Raw genomic sequence first — 20,469 nt, 5'->3', positions numbered from 1 at the left:
CGGATCTCCGCTCGGGATGATCCGGCCGCCGGATTCGGCTCACGCGGTGGCAGGGGTGGCCCGGCCGCCATTGGTCAGCTTGACGGGGAGCTTCACGATCTTGCTCATCTTGTAGGCCAGCGGCGGGGTGCTGCTGACCGACTCCTTGTAGGCGACGGCGGCCTTGCCTTTGAGATAGAACCGGGTAGGGCTGTCATCGGCCTCGGTGAACTGGATGACCGCATCCTTGCGACCCAGGCTCACCGGCTGGTGGAAGTAGCCGATGCGGAAGGGCTTGACCCGCTTGCCCTTCAGCAGCCGGGTGACGGTCGCCGCGGCGTAGGCGGCCGAGGCCACCCCGGTCTGGCAGGTGCCGTGGACCTGGCCCCACGCCTGCCGGATGAGCGCCGCATCGCCGACGGCGTGGATCTCCGGGTGCGACACCGAGCGCAGGGTGGGGTCGGTGATGACGAGACCCTGTGCGTCGGTGGCGATTCCGGCCTGCGCGGCCAGCGCGGGGACCTTGACGCCGGTGGTCCACAGGGTCAGATCCGAGGCGACGAGTTCACCGGTGTCCAGGCGCACCGCGTCGGGCAGCACCTTGGCGACCTTCACGCCGATCCTGCGCACCACGCCGAGCCGGTCGAAGACGCGGTGCATATGGGCGCGGGCCTTGTCGCCCATCATCGAACCGGGTTCGCCCGCGCTGATCAGGGTGACGGTCAGGCCCGGGTGCGCCTCGGCGATCTCGGCCGCGGCTTCGATGCCGGTGAGCCCGCCGCCGCAGACAGTCACGGTCCCGCCGTGCGCGGCGATCTCGGTGAGCCGCTGCGAGAAGCGGTGCGCCAGACGGGGATCGTTGAGCGTCCACGCGTGATCGGCCGCGCCGGGAACGAGGCCGGTGTCGGTGGCGCTGCCGAGGGCGTAGATCAGCCGGTCGTAGCGCAGGTCCGCGCCGGTGTCGAGGGTGACGGTGCGGGCGGCGGCGTCGATGGCGGTGGCGGCGGCCTGGCGGAAATCGACGCCCGAACCCTCGAGGAGGGTCGGGATATCGTAATTGGCCAGTTCCTGCCCGGCGGCCACCTGATGCATGCGCAGCCGCTCGGTGAAACGCGGCGAGGGGTTCACCAGGGTGATGCGGGTGTTCATCGTGCGGGTGTCCCGGGCCAGGTAGGTGGCGGCCAGCATGCCGGTGTATCCCGCGCCGAGGATGACGATCTCGTGGGTGTCGGTGGTGTTCATGGTGTGCTCCGAGGGGCTTGTCCCGTTGTGGTCAACCATGGGACAGGACAGCCCCGCCGAACGTGACAACCCACGCTGTGACCTGGAACACGCTGGAATCTTCGATGCTCGTTCGCGGTTGGCATTATCGGCGGCCGCGCCCCGGCCTGCGAAAACTTCCGATTGAACGAGGTGTCATGGCTGTCGAGGTCGAGATCTGGACCGATATCAACTGCCCGTTCTGCTACCTGGGCAAGCGGCGTTTCGAGGAGGCCCTCGCGGCGTTCCCGCATCGCGAGCAGGTGCGGGTGGTGCACAAGTCCTTCGAGCTCGATCCGACCCTGCCCAAGGATCTGAGTGCGCCGGTGACCCCGCATATCGCGGAGAAGTACGGCATCAGCGAGGCGCAGGCCGCGGCCAATGAGCGCGGGCTCGGCGCGCAGGCCGAAGCCATGGGACTGACGTACCAGACTTCCGGGCGCGATTTCGGCAACAGCTTCGATATTCATCGGCTGCTGCACTTCGCGCTGGAGCAGGGCAAGCAGGAAGCCATGCTGGACGCCCTATACGCGGCGAACTTGGCCGAGGAACAGGCGCTGTTCGGTAATGCCGAGCGCCTCGTGCGGGTGGCGGTGAATGCGGGATTCGACGAGGTCGCCGTGCGCGCGGTGCTCGATGATCCGAATGCCTACGCCGATGCCGTCCGCGGCGATGAGGCCGATGCCGCGCGGCTCGGTGCGCGCGGCGTGCCGTTCTTCGTGCTCGACGGGCCGGATGTGGGAGACCTGGACGCCGTTCTTTTCCATGATGCGGGCGCTGAGGTCGATCAGGCCCTGGGTGTTGCTGCGGGCGGGGGATCGTTTCAGGGTGCAGTTGATGAACAGGGCGCGGAGGTCGGAGAAATCTGTCATGGCTTCACAGTTTCTGCTTTCGATGCCGGTCGTGGTGTCGATCGACGGATATTGGCCGCAACGAGCAGCCAGATCACGGCCAGGGCGATGACCAGGCCGGACAGGTAGGGGCGGTCGAGAATGGTGGGGTTGCCGGGGATGGCTCCGGCGCGGCCGAGCACGGGGACCGCGAGGAACAGCAGGGCGACCGTGCACACCGCGCCGCAGGCCACCGAGGCCTGCCACGCGGGCGGGATAAGCCGCCGCGCGGTGACGCCCAGGGCGGCGCACAGTGGTGCGAAAACCGCGTCGTGCACCAGGATTCCGGCCGCCAACCAGAGGGCGACGGACATCAGGTCGCGGGTGCTCATCTCGAGCAGCAGTGTGACGCCGTAACCGGCGAGTCCGACGCCGGATGCGATCAGCAGGATTCGGGCTGTGGTCATGACAGCACCTCGATGGTCGAGAGCCATTTGGTTTGCAGCACACCCGGGCGGTTGGGGGCGATGAGGCGGCAGGGATAGCCGTGGTCGAGATTCAGCTCCTCGCCATTGAGCCGCAGGGCGATGAGGGTGGACGCGTCGACGGCGTGCCGCTGCGGCAGCACCGAGGTGCGATAGAGGCCGCCGGACTCCAGGGATTCGAAACGCACGTCGCCGCCTGGGTATTCGCCGACCGCCGCCAGCAGATCCCTTAGCCGGACCCCGGACCAGCACGCCGTGGCGCTCCACCCTTCGACGCAGGCGATCGGGAGGACGGACTCGGTCTGCGGGAGGGCTGCCAGCTCGGCACGGCTGAATTCCCTTCGCACGTCCCCGATCCGGACGGCGAGACGGTATCCGGCGGCGCGCGCCTTCTCCCCCACCCCGGCATCGGCGGCGGTGCGGTTCACCGGATGACCCTGCGGCCCTTCACCACTGCGGGGCGCCAGTACGGCCGCCCACCGCAGGAACGGCACGGTCTGCCCGGCCACCGCGAGACCGGCCACCGCGGCGGCGAGGCCCGTGGCGGTGAGCACGGCCCGGCGTGAAATACCGTTCCCGGACCCGTGATCGGCAGCCGCGTCCGGCTCCGCCCTGGTCAGAGCGGCGCGCACGATCGGCAGCTTCACGGCCAGGTGAACGGCCAGCGCACCGAAGGCGACATACGCCATGGCGTAATGCGTCGTGGTGAAGAAGAACTTCCACGGGTAGTACTGGGCGATATTGAACAGCCCCGTGACGAGCTGGAAGATCACCGACCCCACCAGCACGGCAATCGATCCCCGCTCCAGCATCCGCAGCGGATTGCCGATCAACGGCTTGGCGAACAACCGCGGATACACCGACCACAGCTTCACCAGCAGCAGCGGAATCGCCACCACACCCGAAATCACATGCGCGCCTTGCGTGACGCGATACAGCCACACCGGACGTGCGGGCCAGACGAACCAGCCCGGCGGATGCTGAATCCAATGACTGATCAAACCGGTCACGAAGCAGATGGCAATGGCGATGCCCAACGCGATACCCACGCGGGCAGCGACAGCGGGACCTCTTGCCGGGGATACTCGCTCGGCAATCGGTGCGGGCAGCATGGTCATGAGGGAACCGGCGTCTTCGTGGCGTGCAACTGGCGGAAGGCGGTGGCGAAGCGACCGTGCGACCGGCCCGCCACGGCCAGGGCATCGTCATAGGTGTCCACATCGCTGAGGATCGGCAGCCGGTGCACCCGGAAACCGCAGCGGCGCACCGCTGCTCGCGTGAGCTCACCGGTGCGAGCGGTCGACATGGGCACCTCGGCGAGCAGCCGGGCAGGACGCGGATCGGTGAGGCCCAACGCCCACCAGCCACCGTCGACCGCGGGCCCGAGCACCGCGTCGCCTGTGGTGAGCAGACGCGAGGCCGAGTGCGCCAGCAGTTCCGGCCCCGCCTGCGGGGTGTCCATGCCGATCTGGAGCACCGGCAATCCGCGGCGGGCGGCGTCTGCATGCGCATTGGCCAGGCGTTCACCGAAGGTGTTCCCGCGCTGGGGAATCACAATGAAGTCACGCAACGCCTCGGCGAGCGCATCGGGCTCCTCGGCATCCGCCAGCTCGCCGGTCCACGCGACTATCCGTTCGGCGGTACCGCTGGCCCGCACCGCCGCCAGAGTGTCCAGCAGCGCCGCGGCGGCGAGGCGGGCGGCATCACGCGGCGAAAGAGGCGGAGTCAACCGGGTTTTCGCGAAACCCGCGATGGGAGCTTTCGCGATCACCAGCAGCGTGGCGGGAAGAACGGTACTCATCGGACGCTCCAGAAGTCTTTGGCGGCCTTGATGGTTCCGCGTAGTGATCCCGAGACCTTGGATGCGCCATGGGTTCTCGGGCGGTAGGTGATGTCGCGTTCGACCAGGCGCCAGCCGGATTTCGCGGCGGCGACCAGCAGTTCCAGGGGGTAGCCGGAGCGGCGGTGGAGGGGGCCCAGGGCCAGGAGGCGGGTGCGGTGGGTGACGCGCATGGCGGCTATGTCGTGGACGGCCAGGCCGTAGTGGCGGCGGAGGCGGGCGGCGGCGGCCGACGACCATGTCGATGTGGGGAGCGAGTTCGGCTACGAGCGCGGGCAATTCGCGGGGGTCCATGGATCCGTCGCCGTCCAGGACCGCCACCACGGTGGTGCGGGCGGCGGCCACACCCGCTTGCACGGCACTGCCGTAGCCGGGGACGGGTTCGGCGACGACGGTGACTCCGGCGGCGCGGGCCACGGCGGCGGTGGCGTCGGCGGAACCGTTGTCCACCACGATCACCCGATAGCCGGGTGGGATTGCCGAAAGTACGCCGGGAAGCGCGCCCGCTTCGTCCCGGCACGGGATGACGACGGTGACTCCGGGTTCCTCGTTCGAATCGGTCACGGTTAGACCGTAGGGCCGGGGCGGCCGGAAAGACCCGTAGCGACCGGTGACGAAAGTATGACGGGAGCTGGACCGACGCTCATTCCGGGCGGGTTCCGGCCGGTCCGCGGCCTAGGCTGGAGCCCGTGCGGAATGCTCCCGTCCTGACCCGTCCGCGCCTCGATCTACGGCGCGCCGACCTGTACTGCGCGGCGGGGGCGGTGGCGCTGCTCGCGACCGCATTCCTGGTGCCGCTAATCATGAGCGAACAGGCCCGGGGCCGGTTGTATGCCGGGGCGGCACCGATATTCGGCGAGTGGCTGCCGCACGCCGGGTGGGGCACCATCCCGGCGTTCGTCATCGCCGTGCTCGTCGTGCGTTTCGGGCCGGAGCTCGCGCGACGGCTGCCCTGGCGGCGGCTGCTGCTCGTCACCTGGCTGACGGCGGTCGCGTGGGCCTTCGCGCTCGCCATGGTGGACGGCTGGCAGCGCGGGTTCGCGGGGCGGCTCATCACCCGCGACGAGTACCTCGCCGAAGTCGGCGGGGTCGCCGACATCGGGGAGATGCTGCACGGATTCTGCGGCCGCATCCTGGATTTCCAGCCGGATTCGTGGACCACGCATGTGTCCGGGCATCCGCCGGGCGCGCTGTTGACCTTCGTGGCGCTGGATCGAATCGGGCTCGGCGGGGGCGCGTGGGCCGGACTGCTCTGCCTGCTGGCCGGATGCAGTGCGGCGGTCGCCGTTGCGGTGGCGGTGCGAGCGCTCGGCGCGGAGGAAAGAGCCCGTGCCGCACTACCTTTCCTCGTGCTGGCACCGGCGGCGATCTGGCTGGCGGTCTCTGCGGACGCGCTGTTCGCGGGTGTGACCGCATGGGCCGTCGCACTGCTGGCACTGGCGACTCGGCTCCGACGGAACTGGGTGGCGCAGGCCCTCGCCTCCGGGCTGCTCTTCGGGTTCGGGCTGTTCCTAAGTTACGGCATGGTACTCATGGCGGTGCCCGCGGCCGCGGTCCTGGTGGCGCGGTCACTGCGACCCGCCGTGCCCGCGCTGATCGGCGTCGCACTGGTCGTGCTGACCTTCAAGGCGGCGGGATTCTGGTGGCTGGATGGGTATCACCTAGTGGTGGAGCGGTACTACCAGGGCATCGCCAGCGAGCGCCCCTACTCGTACTGGGTGTGGGCCAACCTCGCGGCCACACTGTGCGCCGTCGGCCTAGCCGCGGCGGCCGCACTGCACCGGGTCCTCGGCGGCCTACGGTTCGAACTCCTCCGGGAAGCGGCGTGGGGCCTGCGGATTGGCGCGCTGCGTGGAGCGGCGCGAGATACGCCGATGGGCCCACAGTCGCGAGCAGCACACGACACGCCAGTCGGCGCGCAGTTGGGGGCAACGCACGACACGACAGTCAGCGCGCAGTCAGGGGCAGCGCGAGACAGGCCGATCGGCGCGCAATTGCGGGCAGTGCACGACAGACCAGTCAGCGCACAGGCCGGAACAGCGCAGGACGCGACAGTCGGCGCGCGGTTGGGTGCAGCGCGGGACGCGGTGGTTGGCGCGCGGTTGGGGGCGGCGCGGGACGCGGTGGTCGGCGCGGGGTCGCTTGCGATTCACGGTGGGCGTGGGTGGCGGACATGGTTCGTTCGCAGCGGGTTTCGTGGCTGGTCTGGGCTTGCGGAGTGGCGGGGGGCGGTGGATCCGGCTGCGGTGGTGGCCGGGGCGGGGGTCGTGGCGCTGCTGCTGGCGGATCTGAGTGGGCTCAGTAAGGCGGAGACGGAACGGATCTGGTTGCCGTTCGCGGTGTGGGTGCTGGCGGGGACGGGGCTGCTGCCGGGCCGGGCGGTGCGGGGTTGGCTTATGGTGCAGGCGGGTGGGGCATTGCTACTGGTTCATTTCATACTCACGAATTGGTGACTCACATGCGCATTCTGGTGGCCGATGACGATCCGGTGGTCCGTGAGGTGGTGCGGCGGTATCTGGAGCGGGACGGGCTCGAGGTGGTCGAGACCGCTGACGGGCCCGCCACGGCGGCGGTGCTGGAGCGCAATGACATCGCGCTCGCGGTGCTGGATGTGATGATGCCCGCGCCGGACGGGATCGAGTTGTGCCGTCGGGTGCGGTCGGGGCCGCATCCGGATATGCCGATCATTCTGCTCACCGCGCTCGGCGAGGAGGACGATCGGGTGATCGGATTGCAGGCGGGCGCGGACGATTACGTGACCAAGCCGTTCAGTCCGCGGGAGCTTGCGCTGCGGGTCGCCTCGGTGCTGCGTCGGGCGAATCCGGCGGCGGTCACCGCCGAGGAGGTGCTCAGCGGCGGCAGTGTCGAATTGCGCCGGGCCGCGCGGACGGTGACCGTCGCGGGGGCACCGGTGGAGCTGACCGCGCGCGAATTCGATCTGCTGGCCTTCCTGCTGGCCAATCAGCGCCGCGTGTTCAGCCGGGAGGAACTGCTCGCCCAGGTGTGGGGGTGGAGCTTCGGCGATCTGTCGACGGTGACCGTGCACATCAAACGCCTGCGCGCCAAACTGGGCACGGCGCATCGCATCGATACCGTGTGGGGCCGCGGATACGCCTGGGGCCGTACCGATTCCGAGGGCGTCTCCCATGAATGACATCCCGAATCTCATCGGCTACGCGCTGCTCGGCTCGCTGCCAGTGGTGGCGGTGGGGGCAATCCTGCTGCGGTTCACCCGCAACCGGGCGATGACCACGAGTATGCCCGTGCTGGTGCTGATTCCGACCGTGGCCACCCTCACCGGCGTGATCGCGACGAGCGGTCTCATGTTCACCGGCGAATTCGCCAAGATCGCGGTGGTACTGAGCGTGGTCACAGCGGTCACGGTGCCCGCCGCCATCCTGCTTGGCCGGGCGCAGGCACGAAAAACGGTGTGGGAGCGGCGGATGCTGGAGAAGGAGCGCGCCGCCGAACGATCCCGCCGCGAGCTGGTCACCTGGGTCAGCCATGATCTGCGCACCCCGCTCGCCGGTATCCGCGCCATGGGCGAGGCGCTCTCCGACGGCGTGGTCGACAATCCGGAGGATGTGGAGCGCTACGCGAATCAGATTGTGCGGGAGACCAATCGGCTCTCCGATATGGTGGACGACCTGTTCGAGATGTCGAAGATCAACTCCGGCACCATGAGGCTGAAGCTGGAACCCATCGATCTGCGCGAGATCGTCGACGAGGTGCTCGGCGCCTACCGTCCGGCGGCCGACCGCGCGGATATCGCCATTGCCGCCCGCCAGCCCTGGAGCCGAATCCTGGTGTCGGGCAGCGATGCCGCACTGACCCGGGTGCTGACGAATCTGGTGGCGAACGCACTCGCGCACACCCCGCCCGGCGGGCGCATCGACATCTCCACCGGCACCGACAATGACCAGGCCTGGATCCGCGTGGACGACACCGGTCCGGGCATCGCCGAGGTGGACCTGCGCCGAATCTTCGAGGTCGCCTACCGCGGCACCGCGGCCCGCTCCCCCGCCGCCGCGGGCCTGGGCAGCAGCAGCGGAATGGGCCTGGCCATTGCCGCCGGTCTCATGGAGGCCCATCACGGCAGCATCAGCGCCGAGAACCTCACCCAGGGCACGCGATTCCAGATCCGCCTGCCGGTACTGCCGGTCGCGTAGGCGCCGACGGCATCAGCGCCAGGTGGGCGCTCCGGTCGCGACCGCGGCGCGCAATGGGGCGGTGGCGAATTCGGTCAAGCCCTTGGACGGGTCGATCGCGGCCGCGAATCCCAGTTCCCGCCTTGCCTTTTCCGGACTGGCCACGATGTGCCGGACGTCCCCCGCGCGGTATTCGCCGGTGATCACCGGATCCTTGCCCGCGCTCGCCGCCGCCAGGATGACCGCGACCTCGCCGATGGTGATGGGGTCGCCGGAGGCGATGTTCAGCGGCGTGAAAGCATCGAGGGGCTGTTCCAGCGCCGCGATATTGGCGGCCGCGATATCGCGCACATGGACGAAATCCCGCGCCTGGCGGCCGTCCTCGAAGACCCGGGGTGCACGGCCTGCCTCCAGCGCCGAGCGGAAGATGGCGGCCACGCCGGAATATGGTGTGTCCCTGGGCATATCGTCACCATAGACATTGTGATAGCGCAGCGCGGTGACGGTCGAATCGGTGGCGGTGGCCCAGGCCGCGGCGTAATGCTCCTGCGCGACCTTGCTCGCCGCGTAGAGACTGCGGGGTCGCAGCGGCGCGGTCTCGTCGATGGTGGCCCAGCCGAGCGGGTCGCCGGTGGGGCCGCGGTGATCGAAGAGGCCGCGGTCCAGATCCGCGCGCGACCGCGGGCCCGGTACGAAATCCGCTGGTGCGTCCCGGTATCGGCCTTCGCCGTAGACGACCATGGAGGAGGCCAGCACCAGATGGCGGCAGCCCGCGCGATCCATGGCGGCCAGCAGGACCGCGGTGCCCAGATCATTGTGCGAGGCATAGGCGGGCGCATCCTGGGCGCTGACCCCCGCGCCGACCACCGCCGCCTGATGGCAGACCGCGTCGATACCGCGAAGCCGGGCGTCGAGGGCGTCGGGATCGCGGACGTCCACCCGATCCACGCCGTCCGGCGGGCTCGCGTCGGGTCCGTGAGCGGCCGCGAGCATCAGATCCACGGCCAGGACCTCGTGCCCGGCGGCGGCGAGGGCGCGGCGAATGTGGGAGCCGATGAAACCGGCGGCGCCGGTCAGCAGTACGCGCATGGCGTCGATTCTGGGCGCGGTCGCCGTGATTCGCGCGCCTCGCGGCGGCGTGGCGCGCGACCGTCAGACTTTGGTCATCCCTGTGGCCGATATGTCACCCGGTGGGGCGGCGGCCGACGCGGGCCGCGAAGCGGGAGCGGTTGGTGTACCGGCCGCCCTCCCCGGCGCGGATGGTGATCACGTCGTCGGCGATCACGAAGGCGTAGGCGATGACGATCAGGACAGCCAGCTGACCCCAGGCCACCCAGATGACCCCGATGGGCGCCGTGGCCAGGACTGCCAGTGCGGCCACCAGTTTCAGCCAGGCTCGGGGCAGGTTCAGCGACAGCCGGAAGGCGAACTGGCCCAGGAAGTACAGGGCCACGCCGCCGGAGAGGGCCAGAGCGGCCGCGGTGGAGGCGGATTCATTGCCGTGGGCAATGGTCATGCTGATACCCGCGGCGGTCATGACGACTCCCACCAGCAGCACGTAGAGCGAATAGCCGTACGCCAGCACGCTGGGTCGTATCCGATCCGGTACGGACAGCGCCGCCAGGGCGTGTTCGCCGTGTTCGTCGTCGTGGCCGAAATACGCCCACCACAGCACGTAGACCAGCGTGAGCCCCAGGGCGACCATGGCGATCAGACCGACCGTAATCTCCCGGCCCGCCAGCCCCGCGCCGATGGCCACCACCGATTCGCCCAGCGCGACAATGATCACCAGGCCGTGGCGTTCACAGAAATGGCTGACGCGCACCACGAACCCGCCGGTATCGACCAGATACGGCGAGCTGACCTCGACGGCGAAGGCGAGCGTCCACAGCAGGTAGCGCGGCCAGCCGTGAATGAACCCGCCCGCCAGCACCAATCCCGCCGCCAGCGCGTTGGTCGGGCCGATCGCGCGGATCGCCCGGACCGAGGACTCGCCGCCGGACACCGCGAACAGGACCGTGTGCACGGTATTGACCAGGACATAGCCGACACCGAACGCCACACCGGAGCCTTCGAAGGCGCCCGGAATCGCCAAGGCGATGACGAAGAAGCCGAACATGCCGATGAGCAGCAGCGTGCGGCGCATGGAATTGTCCGGCGCCACCTCGTTGGTCAGCCACACATAGCCGGTGTACATCCACCAGATGAGGCCGAACATGAGCGCCACCTGACCGAGGGCGGTCCAGCCGGGGTGGTGGGTGAAGGAGTGCGTCAGCGCCGTCATGGTGAATACGAAGACGAGGTCGAAGAACAGCTCGAGAGTGGAGGCGCGGAGTTGGCCGCCTTCGGCGCGATCATCGGCTTCGCCGGGGGTGTTGCTGGTCACGGAGGTGAGCGTAGAGGTGAATCGGGCAAATCGCGGTACCGAGCGGCCGGTTTCGAGCGAGATTCTCACTGGGCGGAATTTCGTGACACAGGGCTGCCCGCCCGCCGCGACGGAGTCCGGAGGGGGTGCGGCTCAGGGACATCTCGGGGTCGGGGTGGGGTGCGGGATCGGGGCGCTCCTGGATGTGGCGGCGGCCGGTGATTTCCTACCGTTTGCGCCATGGTGGCAGTACGGCGAATAGCGCTGGGTATCACGGTGTTTCTGGTGGCGGCGGGCCTCTTGATCGGCGGCGGCGCGGTGTGGGTGTACAACTCGGCCGAGGTGTCCACGGTCGGCGCGGTGGATTTCACCAACGAGCTGAGCATTCCGCCCTTGGCGGATTCGGTGGTCGAGGCGGACGGCACGCGGGTGTTCCGGCTCGACATGCGTTCGGGGCAGCGGGAATTCCGGCCGGGGCAGGTGACCGAGACCTGGGGGTTCAATGGCGATTACCTCGGGCCGACGCTGCGGGCGCGGCGCGGGGAGAAGGTGCGGGTGCAGATCGGCAATGGTCTCGACGAGGCTTCGACGGTGCACTGGCACGGGATGCACGTGCCCGCGGCCATGGACGGCGGGCCGCATCAGATGGTGGAGCCGGGTGCGACCTGGACTCCGGAATGGACGGTGAACCAACCGGCGGCCAGCCTCTGGTATCACCCGCATCCGCACGGTAAGACCGAAACTCATGTGCAGCGCGGGCTGGCCGGGGTGTTCCTGCTCGACGACGATATCGCCGACGCGTTGCCGCTGCCGCGCACATACGGGGTGGACGATCTGCCGATCATCGTGCAGGACGTGCAGTTTCGCGGTTCGCGATTCGATACCGCGCACAAGATGTTCCGCGATATCGGCTTCCTCGGGGAGCAGACCATGGTCAATGGGACGCTCGCGCCGTATCGGAACGTCGGCGATGAGCTCGTCCGGTTGCGGCTGCTGAATGCTTCTCCCGCAAGGATTTTCAACTTCGGCTTCGCCGATGATCGATCGTTCGCGCTGATCGGCACCGATGGCGGTCTGCTGGACCAGCCGGTTCAGCTCGATCGGCTCCAGCTGTCGCCCGGTGAGCGGGCCGAGATCGTGGTCCGCATGCGGGCCGGTGAGCGAGTGGTGTTGCGCGGCAACCCCATCGACGCGGGAATGGACTTCTGGAATCAGCGGTTCAGCGGCGGTGACGACCGGTTCGACATCCTCGAACTGCGGGCCGCCGATACGCTGCGGCCCTCGCCCGCGCTGCCGTCCGAGCTGGTCGCCTCCGAACTGCCGAAGGCCGCGGATTCAGTGCGCGAGCGCCCGTTCGATCTGCAGTTCGCGCAGATCAACGGTCAGGAAATGGATATGAACCGGATCGACGCCACGATCACGCGGGGCAGTACCGAGACCTGGGTCGTGCGCAACAACGACGGGATGCCGCACAACTTCCACGTGCACGATGTGCAGTCCGCCGTCGCCGAGGTGGACGGCGGGGCGCCGCCGCCGGAATTGCGCGGGCCGAAGGACACCGTGTTCCTGGCGCCGGGCAGCACCGTGCGGCTGGTGGTGCGCTTCGACGGGCCCGCCGATCCGAATACGCCGTACATGTATCACTGTCATCTGCTCTGGCACGAGGACCTGGGCATGATGGGCCAATTCGTGGTCGTGGAACCCGGTGGTCAGGCCGGTACGCCGCCGATGCAGCACGCCGGTCACTGATCGGTTCCGCTCCTCCGACCCGCCGCGTGTGAGGACGACACGCGGCGGGTCTTGCGCTGTGCGCCGCCGAAGCGCAGAATTCATCACGTAGTGAATTCAACACTCGATGAATTGAGGGTGATCGTGACCGCGCCCAGCTCACCGCCCGCCATTGCCATCGACCACCTCGAGGTGCACCGCGGCGGGCGACAGGTTCTGCGAGACATTTCCCTGACCGTGCCGAGAGGCAGCATTACCGGTCTGCTCGGGCCGTCCGGCTGCGGGAAGACCACGCTCATGCGGTGCATGGTCGGCACCCAGCTCATCGAATCGGGCTCGGTGCAGGTGCTCGGCGAAGAGGCCGGAGCACCCGGGCTGCGGCGGCGGGTCGGCTATGTGACCCAGGCGCCCAGCATCTACGACGATCTCACCGTCACCGACAATGTCGCGTATTTCGGTGCGCTGTACGGGTGTTCGTACGAGGATGTCGAAACCGCCATTGCCGCCGTGGGATTGAGCAGCCACGCGGGCAATCGCGGCAACCAGCTCTCCGGCGGGCAGCGCACGCGCGCCTCCCTGGCCTGCGCCTTGGTGGCCGATCCCGAGCTGCTCGTTCTGGACGAGCCGACCGTCGGCCTGGACCCGGTGCTGCGCGCCGATCTGTGGGAGCAGTTCCACGAATTGGCCCGCGGCGGGCGCACTTTGATCGTGTCCAGCCATGTCATGGACGAGGCCGAGCACTGCGACAAGCTCCTGCTCATGCGCGAGGGCCACCTGCTGGCCCAGCTCAGTCCCGACGAATTGCGTTCCGGCACCGGAGAATTCAGCCTGGAGAACGCCTTCCTCGCGCTCATCCGGATGGGAGAAGAACTGTGAGCACCGAGACCCTGACCCGCCCCGCCAGACCGAAGCCGCTGCGCTGCTACGCCGCCACCACCGTGCGCATCCTCAAACAGCTGCGCGCCGACCATCGCACGGTCGCCATGATTCTCGTGGTCCCCGCGGTCCTCATGACCCTGCTCTACTTCATCTACCAGAACTACCCCACCATGCCGGGCGCGATCCCCTTGTTCGACCGCGTCGGCATCACCATGTTGGGCATCCTGCCCTTCGTCGTCATGTTCCTCATCACCGCCATTGCCATGCAGCGCGAACGGGTTTCGGGGACCCTGGAGCGGCTCATGACCACTCCCCTGTCCAAGTTCGATCTGCTCGCCGGTTATGGCACCGCCTTCTCCGTCGCCGCGACCGGCCAGGCCACCATCGCCTGTCTGGTGGCGTTCTGGCTCCTGGATCTGGAATCCGCGGGCAGCCCACTGCTGGTGGTGCTCATCGCGGTGGTCGACGCCATTCTCGGGGTGGCGCTGGGCCTACTGGCAAGCGCCTTCGCCCGCACCGAATTCCAAGCCGTCCAGTTCATGCCGGTAATCGTGGTTCCCCAACTGTTCCTGTGCGGTCTCCTGGTACCCCGCGCCCAACTCCCGGGCTGGCTGGAAGCAACTTCCAACGTCCTCCCGCTCTCCTACGCGGTCGACGCCCTCCAACAGGTGTCCACCCACACCGGCGCAACCGGCCAAATGTGGCGCGACCTCGCCATCGTGGCCGGATTCGCCATTGTCGCACTGGCTCTCGGCGCGGCCACCCTCCGGAGGCGAACCGCGTGACGGCGGATACCAGCGGGCGCAGCGGGCGCAGGCCCGGCCAATCCGGCACCCGGACGGCGATTCTGGACGCCGCCCGGGCCCGGTTCGCGGAGGTCGGATTCGACAAGGCCTCGATCCGATCGATAGCGCGGGCCGCGGGCGTGGACCCCGCCCTGGTCCACCACTACTTCGGCAATAAGAAGGAACTCTTCAGCGCCGCGATCGAACTCCCCATAGACCCCGACTTCGTCCTGAAACAGGTCGCCGCCGCCCCCCTCCACGAACTCGGCGAAACCATAGTCCGAACCGTGGTCGGCGTCTGGGACTCCCCCATCGGCGTCCCCGCCGTCGCCGCATTCCGCACCCTCCTCGGCAGCGGCGACCCAGCCCTGGCCCGAGCCTTCCTCCTCGAAATCGTCCTGAAAGACGTTCAGATCCGAGTCGATTCCCCCCGGGGCACAGGCCGCAAACGAGCGGTCCTGGCCGCCTCCCAACTGGCCGGTCTCCTGGTCACCCGCAAAATGCTCCAACTCGAGCCCCTGGCCTCCATGCCCATCGACGAACTCACCGCCACCGTGGGCCCCACCCTCCAGCGCTACCTCACCGGCGACCTGCCGATCGACTGACCGGGGGCCGCCTCGGCGGTGGCCGGGTTCGGGTTCAGCCCTGAGCGGTGAAGGAGATGTGCTCGAGGTCGGTGGCCGGGCGGGCTTCGTCGGCCAGGAGGACCGGGATTCCGTTGTCGATGGGGTAGGCGAGGTGGAGGCGCGGGTTGTAGAGCACACTGTCGCCGTTCTCGTCGCGCACGAGTTGCAGGGGGCCCTTGTCCTGGGGGCAGGCGAGCAGGGTGAGCAGGGTGGCGTCCAGGGTTTCCTCCGACATGACCTTCAACCTACCGGGCCGTGGCGGAGGGCTGGGAATCGTGTGCGTCGCGCCGGAAGGAGATGTGGCGGTGGCCGAAGAAGGTGACCACCGCGACCAGGCCCATGACCGCGACGGCGGCCGGTTCCTCGGGGGCGTGGAAGACCGAGACCACGAATTGCAACAGGACCATGTTGAGGACCATGCCGACGGAGTTCACACCGACGAAGGCGATGAAATCGCGCACGACCTGGCCGCGCACGCGGAACACCAGCGTGCGATGCAGCACGAAGGCGATCACGATGCTGATGGTGTAGGCCAGCACCACCGACAGCGCCGCGGCGATGTCCTTGGAGACGGAACCATCCAGGATCTTCAGCCACATAATGGTCAGGGCCATGCCCATAACCGTGTTGAAGCCGCCGACCAGCGCATAGGCGACCTCTTGCCGCCGCACCAGCCGCAGCAGCGGGCCGGGCGGCAGGTCGGCCGGGACCGCGCCGCCGGAGACCGGTCCCGGTGCGGGAGCGTTCACGAGGCGCTACCTACCAATTCGCGGTCGGGCGAACCGTTCTCGTCCGCCGTGACCGGTGCGCCCGTGCCACGGCGGCGGGAGCGGATCCAGAGCCACTGGAGCACGGCCACACCGGCCAGACCGGCCGCGGCGGCGGCGATGCCGATCTTCCAGCCCGGCGGGCGCCAGCTCACCTCGAGTTCGGCATTGGTGGTGCCCGCCGGAATGTCCACGGCGACGAAGGAATTCGCGACCATGGTGAAGGGGATGGTGTTGCCGTTCAAGGTGACGCGGTAGCCGGGCCAGCCCAGGCGGGCCAGGGTGAGGCGGCCGCCGGATTCGGAGGTGACGCGGACCCGGCTGGTTTCGTCGGTTTCGCCGAGGGAGGTGGCGGTGACATCGTGGGCGTCGCCGATGCGGCCGTTCACGGTGGAAACGAGGCCGTTGTCGCGTTCGAGGACCCAGATGTACTTCTCGTGGCCGGGTACGCCGACGAAATGCCAGCCTTCGGGGGCGGGCTGGTTGCCCGCGTCGGGGAACATGGCCTTCTGCAGGACGACCCGGTCGATGAGCATCAGATCGACCAGGGTGCGACCGGTGGTCGGTTCGGGGGCGAACATGCGGCGGTAGGCGTCGGGGCAGACGCTGCCGTCCCAGCGCATGCACAGCATTTCACCGAAGTAGAAGTGCCCGTTGGGCGTATAGCCGTTGACATAGTTCAGCTCGAGGTCCTTGGCGTAGTTACCCCACACCAGCGAACCGTACGCGCCGCGCAGGCTCTTGTCGGCGGGCTGCACCAAACCGCGATCGCTCAGTTGCAGCGTCGTGCCGGTGTCGAACTTCGGGAACACTTCCCGGGCCTCCTGCCGATTGGCGGGCAGATCCCAGGACATGATGTCCGGATTCGCCCCGAGCACCTGGAAATACGCGATGGGGAACATGGCGCCGATGGTCAGCAGCACCGCCGCCGCCGTGCCCTTGGTGCGGCCCAGATACACCACACCGGCCACCAGCGCGCCCACCACGACCGCGGACAGCACATGCCACACGACATCGTGCGGATCGGCGGAGAAGGTGCGCACCCACAGCAGCAGGATGAGCACGCCCGCCGCGATACCGCGCTTGCGCCACTCGCCGACCGTGCCGAAGCGCCCCAGCAGCACGCACACCAGCACCAGCAGACCCAGCGCCAGCATGGGCAGCACACGCGCGGGCCAGCGCAGCGGGCCGATGGTGCCGGGCCCGGCGGTCCACATGAGCATCATGATGGCGAAGAGCGCGATGGAGACGAGTTCCTTCCAATGCTCGCGCGCCGCACGCCAATCCACGAAGGCCAGCGCCGGAATCAGGAACCAGGCGATATAGACCATGGGCAGCGGCTGCACATAGCCCCACCAGGAGCTGAACGCGGGCAGCGTGCTGGGCAGGCTGGCATTCAGCGATTCCGACCACGGCACGGTGAGGAATTGGTCGTTATTGATCTGCGCGGTGCCGCGCCAGCTCACCTTGGCCGACAGCATGCTGGGCAGGAAGGTGAGCAGCCCGGCCAGACCCGCGCACAGGGCGGCGGCGGTCAGCTTGGTCAGCGGCAGCCAGGCCGCCTTGCCGCGCAGCACCAGCTCGCCGACCGCCACGGCGACCAGCATGAGCGCGGCCTCCACGGCCGGGAACACGTACTGCACCGAGATGGCCAGGTACAGGTAGACGAAAACCGGAATCGGCCCGCTCTGCCCGCGGACATAGCGCACTGAGGAGGCCCAGGCGTGGATCATCCACGCGGTGCCGGTCATGGCGGTGGCCCAGCTGGCCGAATCGAAGAACAGGAAGAAACCGCTGAACAGGAAGGCGACACCGGCGGCCGCGGCCCATTCGGGGCGGCTGCCGTAGGCCAGGCAGACGCGGTACACGCCGAGCGCGGCGATGATGGCGAAGACCAGCTTCACGATGGTCGCGTAGACCGCGAGGTTGGGCACCGAGGGCGCGATCAGATCGATCAGCAGCTGCGGCGGATTGAAAAGGCCCGCTTCCTCATTGGTGTAATTGCCCGACATCCACTGCTCCGGCGCCAGCAGCGGGAAATGCCCGTCGCGGAAGGCGCGGCCGAACATGACCCACAGTCCGGTGTACTGGGATTCGGTGTCATCGGTGAAGAAGTGGCGGGGATTGGCCAGCACTACCGCGAGATAGCCGAGTGCCACACCGATCGCGGTAATGACTCCCCAGCGGATTCTCTCTCGCCTCGCCGAGCGCTCCCGGGGCTCGGAATCGGTGGACTCGGCCACCTTCGAAACTGCACTTTCCACCACGAGTTCCAGACCCTACAGGGACGCGCCGGACGATGGCATGGGCCCGCCGATTGCGCGCGCCGCGCCGGACGCGAGCATGATGTGATGATGACCCGCCGAGCCGATTGCCGCGACCTGCACCGTGTTAGAGTTTCCCGCGGCTCGGGCTCTGGTTTTCTGCGAGGAGTTCCGGCACGCACCGTCCTCGAAAGTCGATTGAGCTGACGCCGATTCCGTCCGAACGCACGTACCGGTCCGAAGCGACCGCGTCGAGCGAATACCGCGGCCCCAACGGGCAGACGCGGACGCACGCCGTTTCCGTGGTCGTCCCCGTGTATCGGGGCGAGAATACGATCGGCCCACTGGTTGCCGAGTTGGACAAATTGGGCGGGCCGATGGTCACGCCGGGCGGCGCGGCCTACTGGGTGGACGAGATCATCCTGGTGCACGATCACGGGCCGGATCGCTCCGATGTGGTCTTGCAGGAGCTCGCCGAGACCTACCCGCAGGTGCGGGTGGTGTGGATGAGCCGCAACTTCGGGCAAGACGCCGCCACCATCGCCGGTATGGCCGCCGCGCGCGGCGACTGGACCGTCACCATGGACGAGGACGGGCAGCACGATCCGGCGTTCATCAGCGACTTCCTGGACGCGGCGCTGAACCAGCGCGCCGATCTGGTGTACTCCAAGCCCACCAACACCCGCCCGCACGGGTTCCTGCGCAATATCACCTCGCGCGGCGCCAAGATCGTCCTCGCCACGGTGTTCGCCTTCCCGGACTCCACCCGCTTCGAGAGCTACCGGCTGATCCGCGGCGATATCGCGCGCCAGCTGGCGGAGGTCGCCTCCAACGGCGTGTACCTGGACGTCGCGCTGACCTGGGTGGTCGGCGAGGTCGCGCAGGTGCCGGTACAGTTGCGCGCCGAGGGCCGCGAGGAGTCCGGGTACAACTACCGGCGGCTGTTCTCGCTGTTCTGGAAGATGGTGCTGTGCAGCGGAACTCGCGGCCTGCGGCTGGTGAGCCTGCTCGGCGTCTCCATCGCCCTGGGCGGCGGCGTCATGGCCGGATGGGTGGTGTGGCACGCGCTCACCGACAGCGGCGGCGATCCGGAGGGCTGGGCGTCACTGATGATGGTGCTGCTGCTCTGCTCCGGCGCGATCTTGTTCTCCCTCGGCCTGATCGCCGAGTATCTCGGGGTGGCCCTGCACGTGCTCGTCGGCAAACCGCTGTATCTGACGGTGGATTCGCCGACGCCGCGCCCGGAGCAGCCCCGCCGGTATCAGCACAGCGACGAGGGGAATCGACCCGAGTGAGCACGGACCGCATCATCTTCAGCCGCCCGTTCCGCGCGCAGAACGAACTGGCGAACGTTGGGGCGGTGCTGTCCTCGGATCACAGTCACGGTGACGGCCCGTTCACCGCGGCCGCCACCGCCAAACTGCGCGAGATCACCGCCGCGCCGTACGCGCTGCTGACCACCTCGTGCACGCATGCGCTCGAAATGGCCGGGCTGCTCCTGGAACTCGGGCCCGACGACGAAGTGATCGTGCCCAGCTTCGCCTTCACCTCCACCGCGACCGCCATGGCCCTGCGCGGGGCGACGGTGGTGTTCGCCGATATCGACCTGGAGACCGGCAATATCGATCCGGAGTCGGTGGCCGCGGCCATCACGCCCAAGGCCAAGGCCGTGGTGATCATCCACTACGGCGGCGTCGGCGCGGATATGGAACGCCTGCAGCAGCTCGCGGACGCGCACGGCCTGGCGCTCATCGAGGACAATGCCCACGGCCTGGGCGGCCGGTGGCGCGGCCGCCTGCTCGGCACCATCGGCACCGTCGGCGCGCTCAGCTTCCACGACACCAAGAACGTGCACTGCGGTGAGGGCGGCGCGCTGCTGCTCACCTATGAAATCCTCATGGGCCGAGCGGAAATCATGCGCGAGAAGGGCACCGACCGGGCGCGCTTCCTGCGCGGCGCGGTGGACAAGTACTCCTGGCAGGACATCGGCTCCAGCTACCTGCCCAGCGAACTCAATGCCGCCGTCCTGGACGCCCAGCTCGAGGAGTTCGACACCATCCAGGCCAACCGGCACCGCGTGTGGGACACCTACGCCGCCGGTCTCCCGGAATGGGCGGCCCGCAACGACGTCCGCCTCATGACCGTCCCCGCGGATCGCGACCACACCGCGCACCTCTACTACCTGCGCGTCCCCACCGAATCCCGCCGCGACGACCTCATCGCCCACCTTGCGGCCCACGGGATCTCGGCCCCGTTCCACTACGTCCCCCTCGACTCCAGTCCGGCGGGCCTCAAACTCGGCCGCACCCCACCCCCTGCGCCCGCAGCGCCGAATTCTCCGGAACCGTTGTGCGCCTGCCCTTGTGGCCCGGACTCACCGAGGAACAGCTCACCCGCGTGCTCGACGGCGTCACCGGCTTCACCGTCTGATTTCCCCACCAGAGCGCATCACGGCTCGTTGCCCTCGCCGCCGCTGGATCGCACCGGGCGGGGGTTGGCGACTCCCTGGCAAA

19 protein-coding genes and 2 pseudogenes are annotated in these 20,469 nt (G+C 68.5%); 10 read left to right on the top strand and 11 right to left on the bottom strand.

The features are described from left to right. Positions 1-39: 39 nt before the first annotated feature. Entirely contained in the window at positions 40-1,221 is a 1,182-nt protein-coding gene (locus tag NC4_RS36725; protein ID WP_084530136.1) for an NAD(P)/FAD-dependent oxidoreductase, read from the bottom strand. A gap of 176 nt (positions 1,222-1,397) precedes the next feature. On the opposite strand from NC4_RS36725, the gene NC4_RS36720 reads away from it, so the two are divergent. After that, the gene (locus NC4_RS36720; RefSeq protein WP_084530135.1) at positions 1,398-2,219 is read left to right on the top strand and encodes a DsbA family oxidoreductase; all 822 of its coding nucleotides are present in this window, start codon (positions 1,398-1,400) and stop codon (positions 2,217-2,219) included. Here the strand turns inward: NC4_RS36720 and NC4_RS36715 are convergent. The 5 genes and pseudogenes from NC4_RS36715 to NC4_RS45250 form a co-directional block, all read right to left on the bottom strand. After that, positions 2,108-2,536: a hypothetical protein gene (locus NC4_RS36715; protein ID WP_067548504.1), complete on the bottom strand. Its 429-nt coding sequence runs from the start codon at positions 2,534-2,536 to the stop codon at positions 2,108-2,110. The two genes, NC4_RS36720 and NC4_RS36715, sit on opposite strands and share 112 nt — an antisense overlap. Then, positions 2,533-3,666 carry a molybdopterin-dependent oxidoreductase gene (locus NC4_RS36710; protein ID WP_157555449.1) on the bottom strand — a complete coding sequence of 378 codons (1,134 nt, stop codon included), beginning with the start codon at positions 3,664-3,666 and terminating at the stop codon, positions 2,533-2,535. The genes NC4_RS36715 and NC4_RS36710 overlap by 4 nt, the downstream gene beginning before the upstream one ends. Positions 3,667-3,668: 2 nt before the next feature. After that, entirely contained in the window at positions 3,669-4,355 is a 687-nt protein-coding gene (locus NC4_RS36705; RefSeq protein ID WP_067548498.1) for a TIGR04282 family arsenosugar biosynthesis glycosyltransferase, read from the bottom strand. Beyond that, entirely contained in the window at positions 4,352-4,567 is a 216-nt protein-coding gene (locus NC4_RS45255) for a hypothetical protein (protein WP_439957590.1), read from the bottom strand. Before NC4_RS45255 ends, NC4_RS36705 begins: the two co-directional genes overlap by 4 nt. Positions 4,568-4,607: 40 nt before the next feature. Further along, a pseudogene (locus NC4_RS45250) lies at positions 4,608-4,958 on the bottom strand (glycosyltransferase); the annotation flags it as partial. Positions 4,959-5,083: 125 nt separating this feature from the next. Between NC4_RS45250 and NC4_RS43755 the strand changes: the two are divergent. Genes NC4_RS43755 through NC4_RS36685 form a run of 3 tightly spaced genes read left to right on the top strand, consistent with a single transcriptional unit; the run spans position 5,084 to position 8,563 of the window. Then, a complete protein-coding gene (locus NC4_RS43755) occupies positions 5,084-6,847 on the top strand; it encodes a hypothetical protein (protein WP_245722182.1) in 1,764 nt (587 codons plus the stop codon). Positions 6,848-6,852: 5 nt separating this feature from the next. Then, entirely contained in the window at positions 6,853-7,548 is a 696-nt protein-coding gene (locus NC4_RS36690; RefSeq protein WP_067548495.1) for a response regulator transcription factor, read from the top strand. Then, the gene (locus NC4_RS36685) at positions 7,541-8,563 is read left to right on the top strand and encodes a sensor histidine kinase (protein ID WP_067548492.1); all 1,023 of its coding nucleotides are present in this window, start codon (positions 7,541-7,543) and stop codon (positions 8,561-8,563) included. Before NC4_RS36690 ends, NC4_RS36685 begins: the two co-directional genes overlap by 8 nt. A 12-nt stretch (positions 8,564-8,575) precedes the next feature. Here NC4_RS36685 and NC4_RS36680 read toward each other — a convergent pair whose 3' ends face one another. Together NC4_RS36680 and NC4_RS36675 are read right to left on the bottom strand one after the other, a co-directional pair. Then, positions 8,576-9,631 (bottom strand): NAD-dependent epimerase/dehydratase family protein, encoded by a 1,056-nt coding sequence (locus NC4_RS36680; protein ID WP_067548489.1) that lies wholly within the window; start codon positions 9,629-9,631, stop codon positions 8,576-8,578. 94 nt (positions 9,632-9,725) lie between these two features. Beyond that, a complete protein-coding gene (locus tag NC4_RS36675) occupies positions 9,726-10,928 on the bottom strand; it encodes a low temperature requirement protein A (protein WP_067548561.1) in 1,203 nt (400 codons plus the stop codon). 219 nt (positions 10,929-11,147) lie between these two features. On the opposite strand from NC4_RS36675, the gene NC4_RS36670 reads away from it, so the two are divergent. The 4 genes from NC4_RS36670 (at position 11,148) to NC4_RS36655 (ending at position 14,904) form a co-directional block, all read left to right on the top strand. Then, entirely contained in the window at positions 11,148-12,656 is a 1,509-nt protein-coding gene (locus NC4_RS36670) for a multicopper oxidase family protein (RefSeq protein ID WP_067548485.1), read from the top strand. Positions 12,657-12,779: 123 nt separating this feature from the next. Further along, positions 12,780-13,511, top strand: coding sequence for an ABC transporter ATP-binding protein (locus NC4_RS36665; RefSeq protein WP_067548558.1), 732 nt, complete (start codon positions 12,780-12,782; stop codon positions 13,509-13,511). Further along, a complete protein-coding gene (locus NC4_RS36660) occupies positions 13,508-14,299 on the top strand; it encodes an ABC transporter permease (protein ID WP_245722181.1) in 792 nt (263 codons plus the stop codon). Before NC4_RS36665 ends, NC4_RS36660 begins: the two co-directional genes overlap by 4 nt. Beyond that, the gene (locus NC4_RS36655; RefSeq protein ID WP_067548482.1) at positions 14,296-14,904 is read left to right on the top strand and encodes a TetR/AcrR family transcriptional regulator; all 609 of its coding nucleotides are present in this window, start codon (positions 14,296-14,298) and stop codon (positions 14,902-14,904) included. Before NC4_RS36660 ends, NC4_RS36655 begins: the two co-directional genes overlap by 4 nt. A gap of 34 nt (positions 14,905-14,938) precedes the next feature. Here the strand turns inward: NC4_RS36655 and NC4_RS36650 are convergent, their stop codons facing one another. From NC4_RS36650 to NC4_RS36640, 3 genes are read right to left on the bottom strand one after another with little or no spacing between them, the layout of a single operon-like run. Next, entirely contained in the window at positions 14,939-15,160 is a 222-nt protein-coding gene (locus NC4_RS36650) for a Trm112 family protein (protein WP_067548552.1), read from the bottom strand. 10 nt (positions 15,161-15,170) lie between these two features. After that, a complete protein-coding gene (locus tag NC4_RS36645) occupies positions 15,171-15,674 on the bottom strand; it encodes a GtrA family protein (protein ID WP_067548479.1) in 504 nt (167 codons plus the stop codon). Further along, complete coding sequence (locus NC4_RS36640; protein WP_245722180.1) at positions 15,671-17,851, bottom strand: hypothetical protein; 2,181 nt, start codon at positions 17,849-17,851, stop codon at positions 15,671-15,673. The genes NC4_RS36645 and NC4_RS36640 overlap by 4 nt, the downstream gene beginning before the upstream one ends. 407 nt (positions 17,852-18,258) lie before the next feature. Between NC4_RS36640 and NC4_RS36635 the strand changes: the two genes are divergently transcribed. Together NC4_RS36635 and rffA are read left to right on the top strand one after the other, a co-directional pair. Then, complete coding sequence (locus tag NC4_RS36635; RefSeq protein ID WP_067548476.1) at positions 18,259-19,251, top strand: glycosyltransferase; 993 nt, start codon at positions 18,259-18,261, stop codon at positions 19,249-19,251. Continuing rightward, positions 19,248-20,386, top strand: a pseudogene (rffA, locus tag NC4_RS36630) (dTDP-4-amino-4,6-dideoxygalactose transaminase). The gene NC4_RS36635 and the pseudogene rffA overlap by 4 nt, the downstream one beginning before the upstream one ends. Positions 20,387-20,469: the final 83 nt, after the last annotated feature.

The sequence above is a fragment of the Nocardia crassostreae genome, from assembly GCF_001613405.1.
GTDB classification, from domain to species: Bacteria; Actinomycetota; Actinomycetes; order Mycobacteriales; family Mycobacteriaceae; genus Nocardia; species Nocardia crassostreae.
This window is presented reverse-complemented; position numbering and strand designations above follow the sequence as displayed.

Excerpts from the sequence above, each read along its gene's own strand:
- NC4_RS36720 (WP_084530135.1), top strand. The coding sequence starts at position 1,398 with ATGGCTGTCGAGGTCGAGATCTGGACCGATATCAACTGCCCGTTCTGC.
- NC4_RS36685 (WP_067548492.1), top strand. The coding sequence starts at position 7,541 with ATGAATGACATCCCGAATCTCATCGGCTACGCGCTGCTCGGCTCGCTG.
- NC4_RS36705 (WP_067548498.1), bottom strand. The coding sequence starts at position 4,355 with ATGAGTACCGTTCTTCCCGCCACGCTGCTGGTGATCGCGAAAGCTCCC.
- NC4_RS36680 (WP_067548489.1), bottom strand. The coding sequence starts at position 9,631 with ATGCGCGTACTGCTGACCGGCGCCGCCGGTTTCATCGGCTCCCACATT.
- NC4_RS36690 (WP_067548495.1), top strand. The coding sequence starts at position 6,853 with ATGCGCATTCTGGTGGCCGATGACGATCCGGTGGTCCGTGAGGTGGTG.
- NC4_RS36670 (WP_067548485.1), top strand. The coding sequence starts at position 11,148 with ATGGTGGCAGTACGGCGAATAGCGCTGGGTATCACGGTGTTTCTGGTG.
- NC4_RS36710 (WP_157555449.1), bottom strand. The coding sequence starts at position 3,666 with ATGCTGCCCGCACCGATTGCCGAGCGAGTATCCCCGGCAAGAGGTCCC.
- NC4_RS36725 (WP_084530136.1), bottom strand. The coding sequence starts at position 1,221 with ATGAACACCACCGACACCCACGAGATCGTCATCCTCGGCGCGGGATAC.
- NC4_RS36715 (WP_067548504.1), bottom strand. The coding sequence starts at position 2,536 with ATGACCACAGCCCGAATCCTGCTGATCGCATCCGGCGTCGGACTCGCC.
- NC4_RS45255 (WP_439957590.1), bottom strand. The coding sequence starts at position 4,567 with ATGCGCGTCACCCACCGCACCCGCCTCCTGGCCCTGGGCCCCCTCCAC.
- NC4_RS36650 (WP_067548552.1), bottom strand. The coding sequence starts at position 15,160 with ATGTCGGAGGAAACCCTGGACGCCACCCTGCTCACCCTGCTCGCCTGC.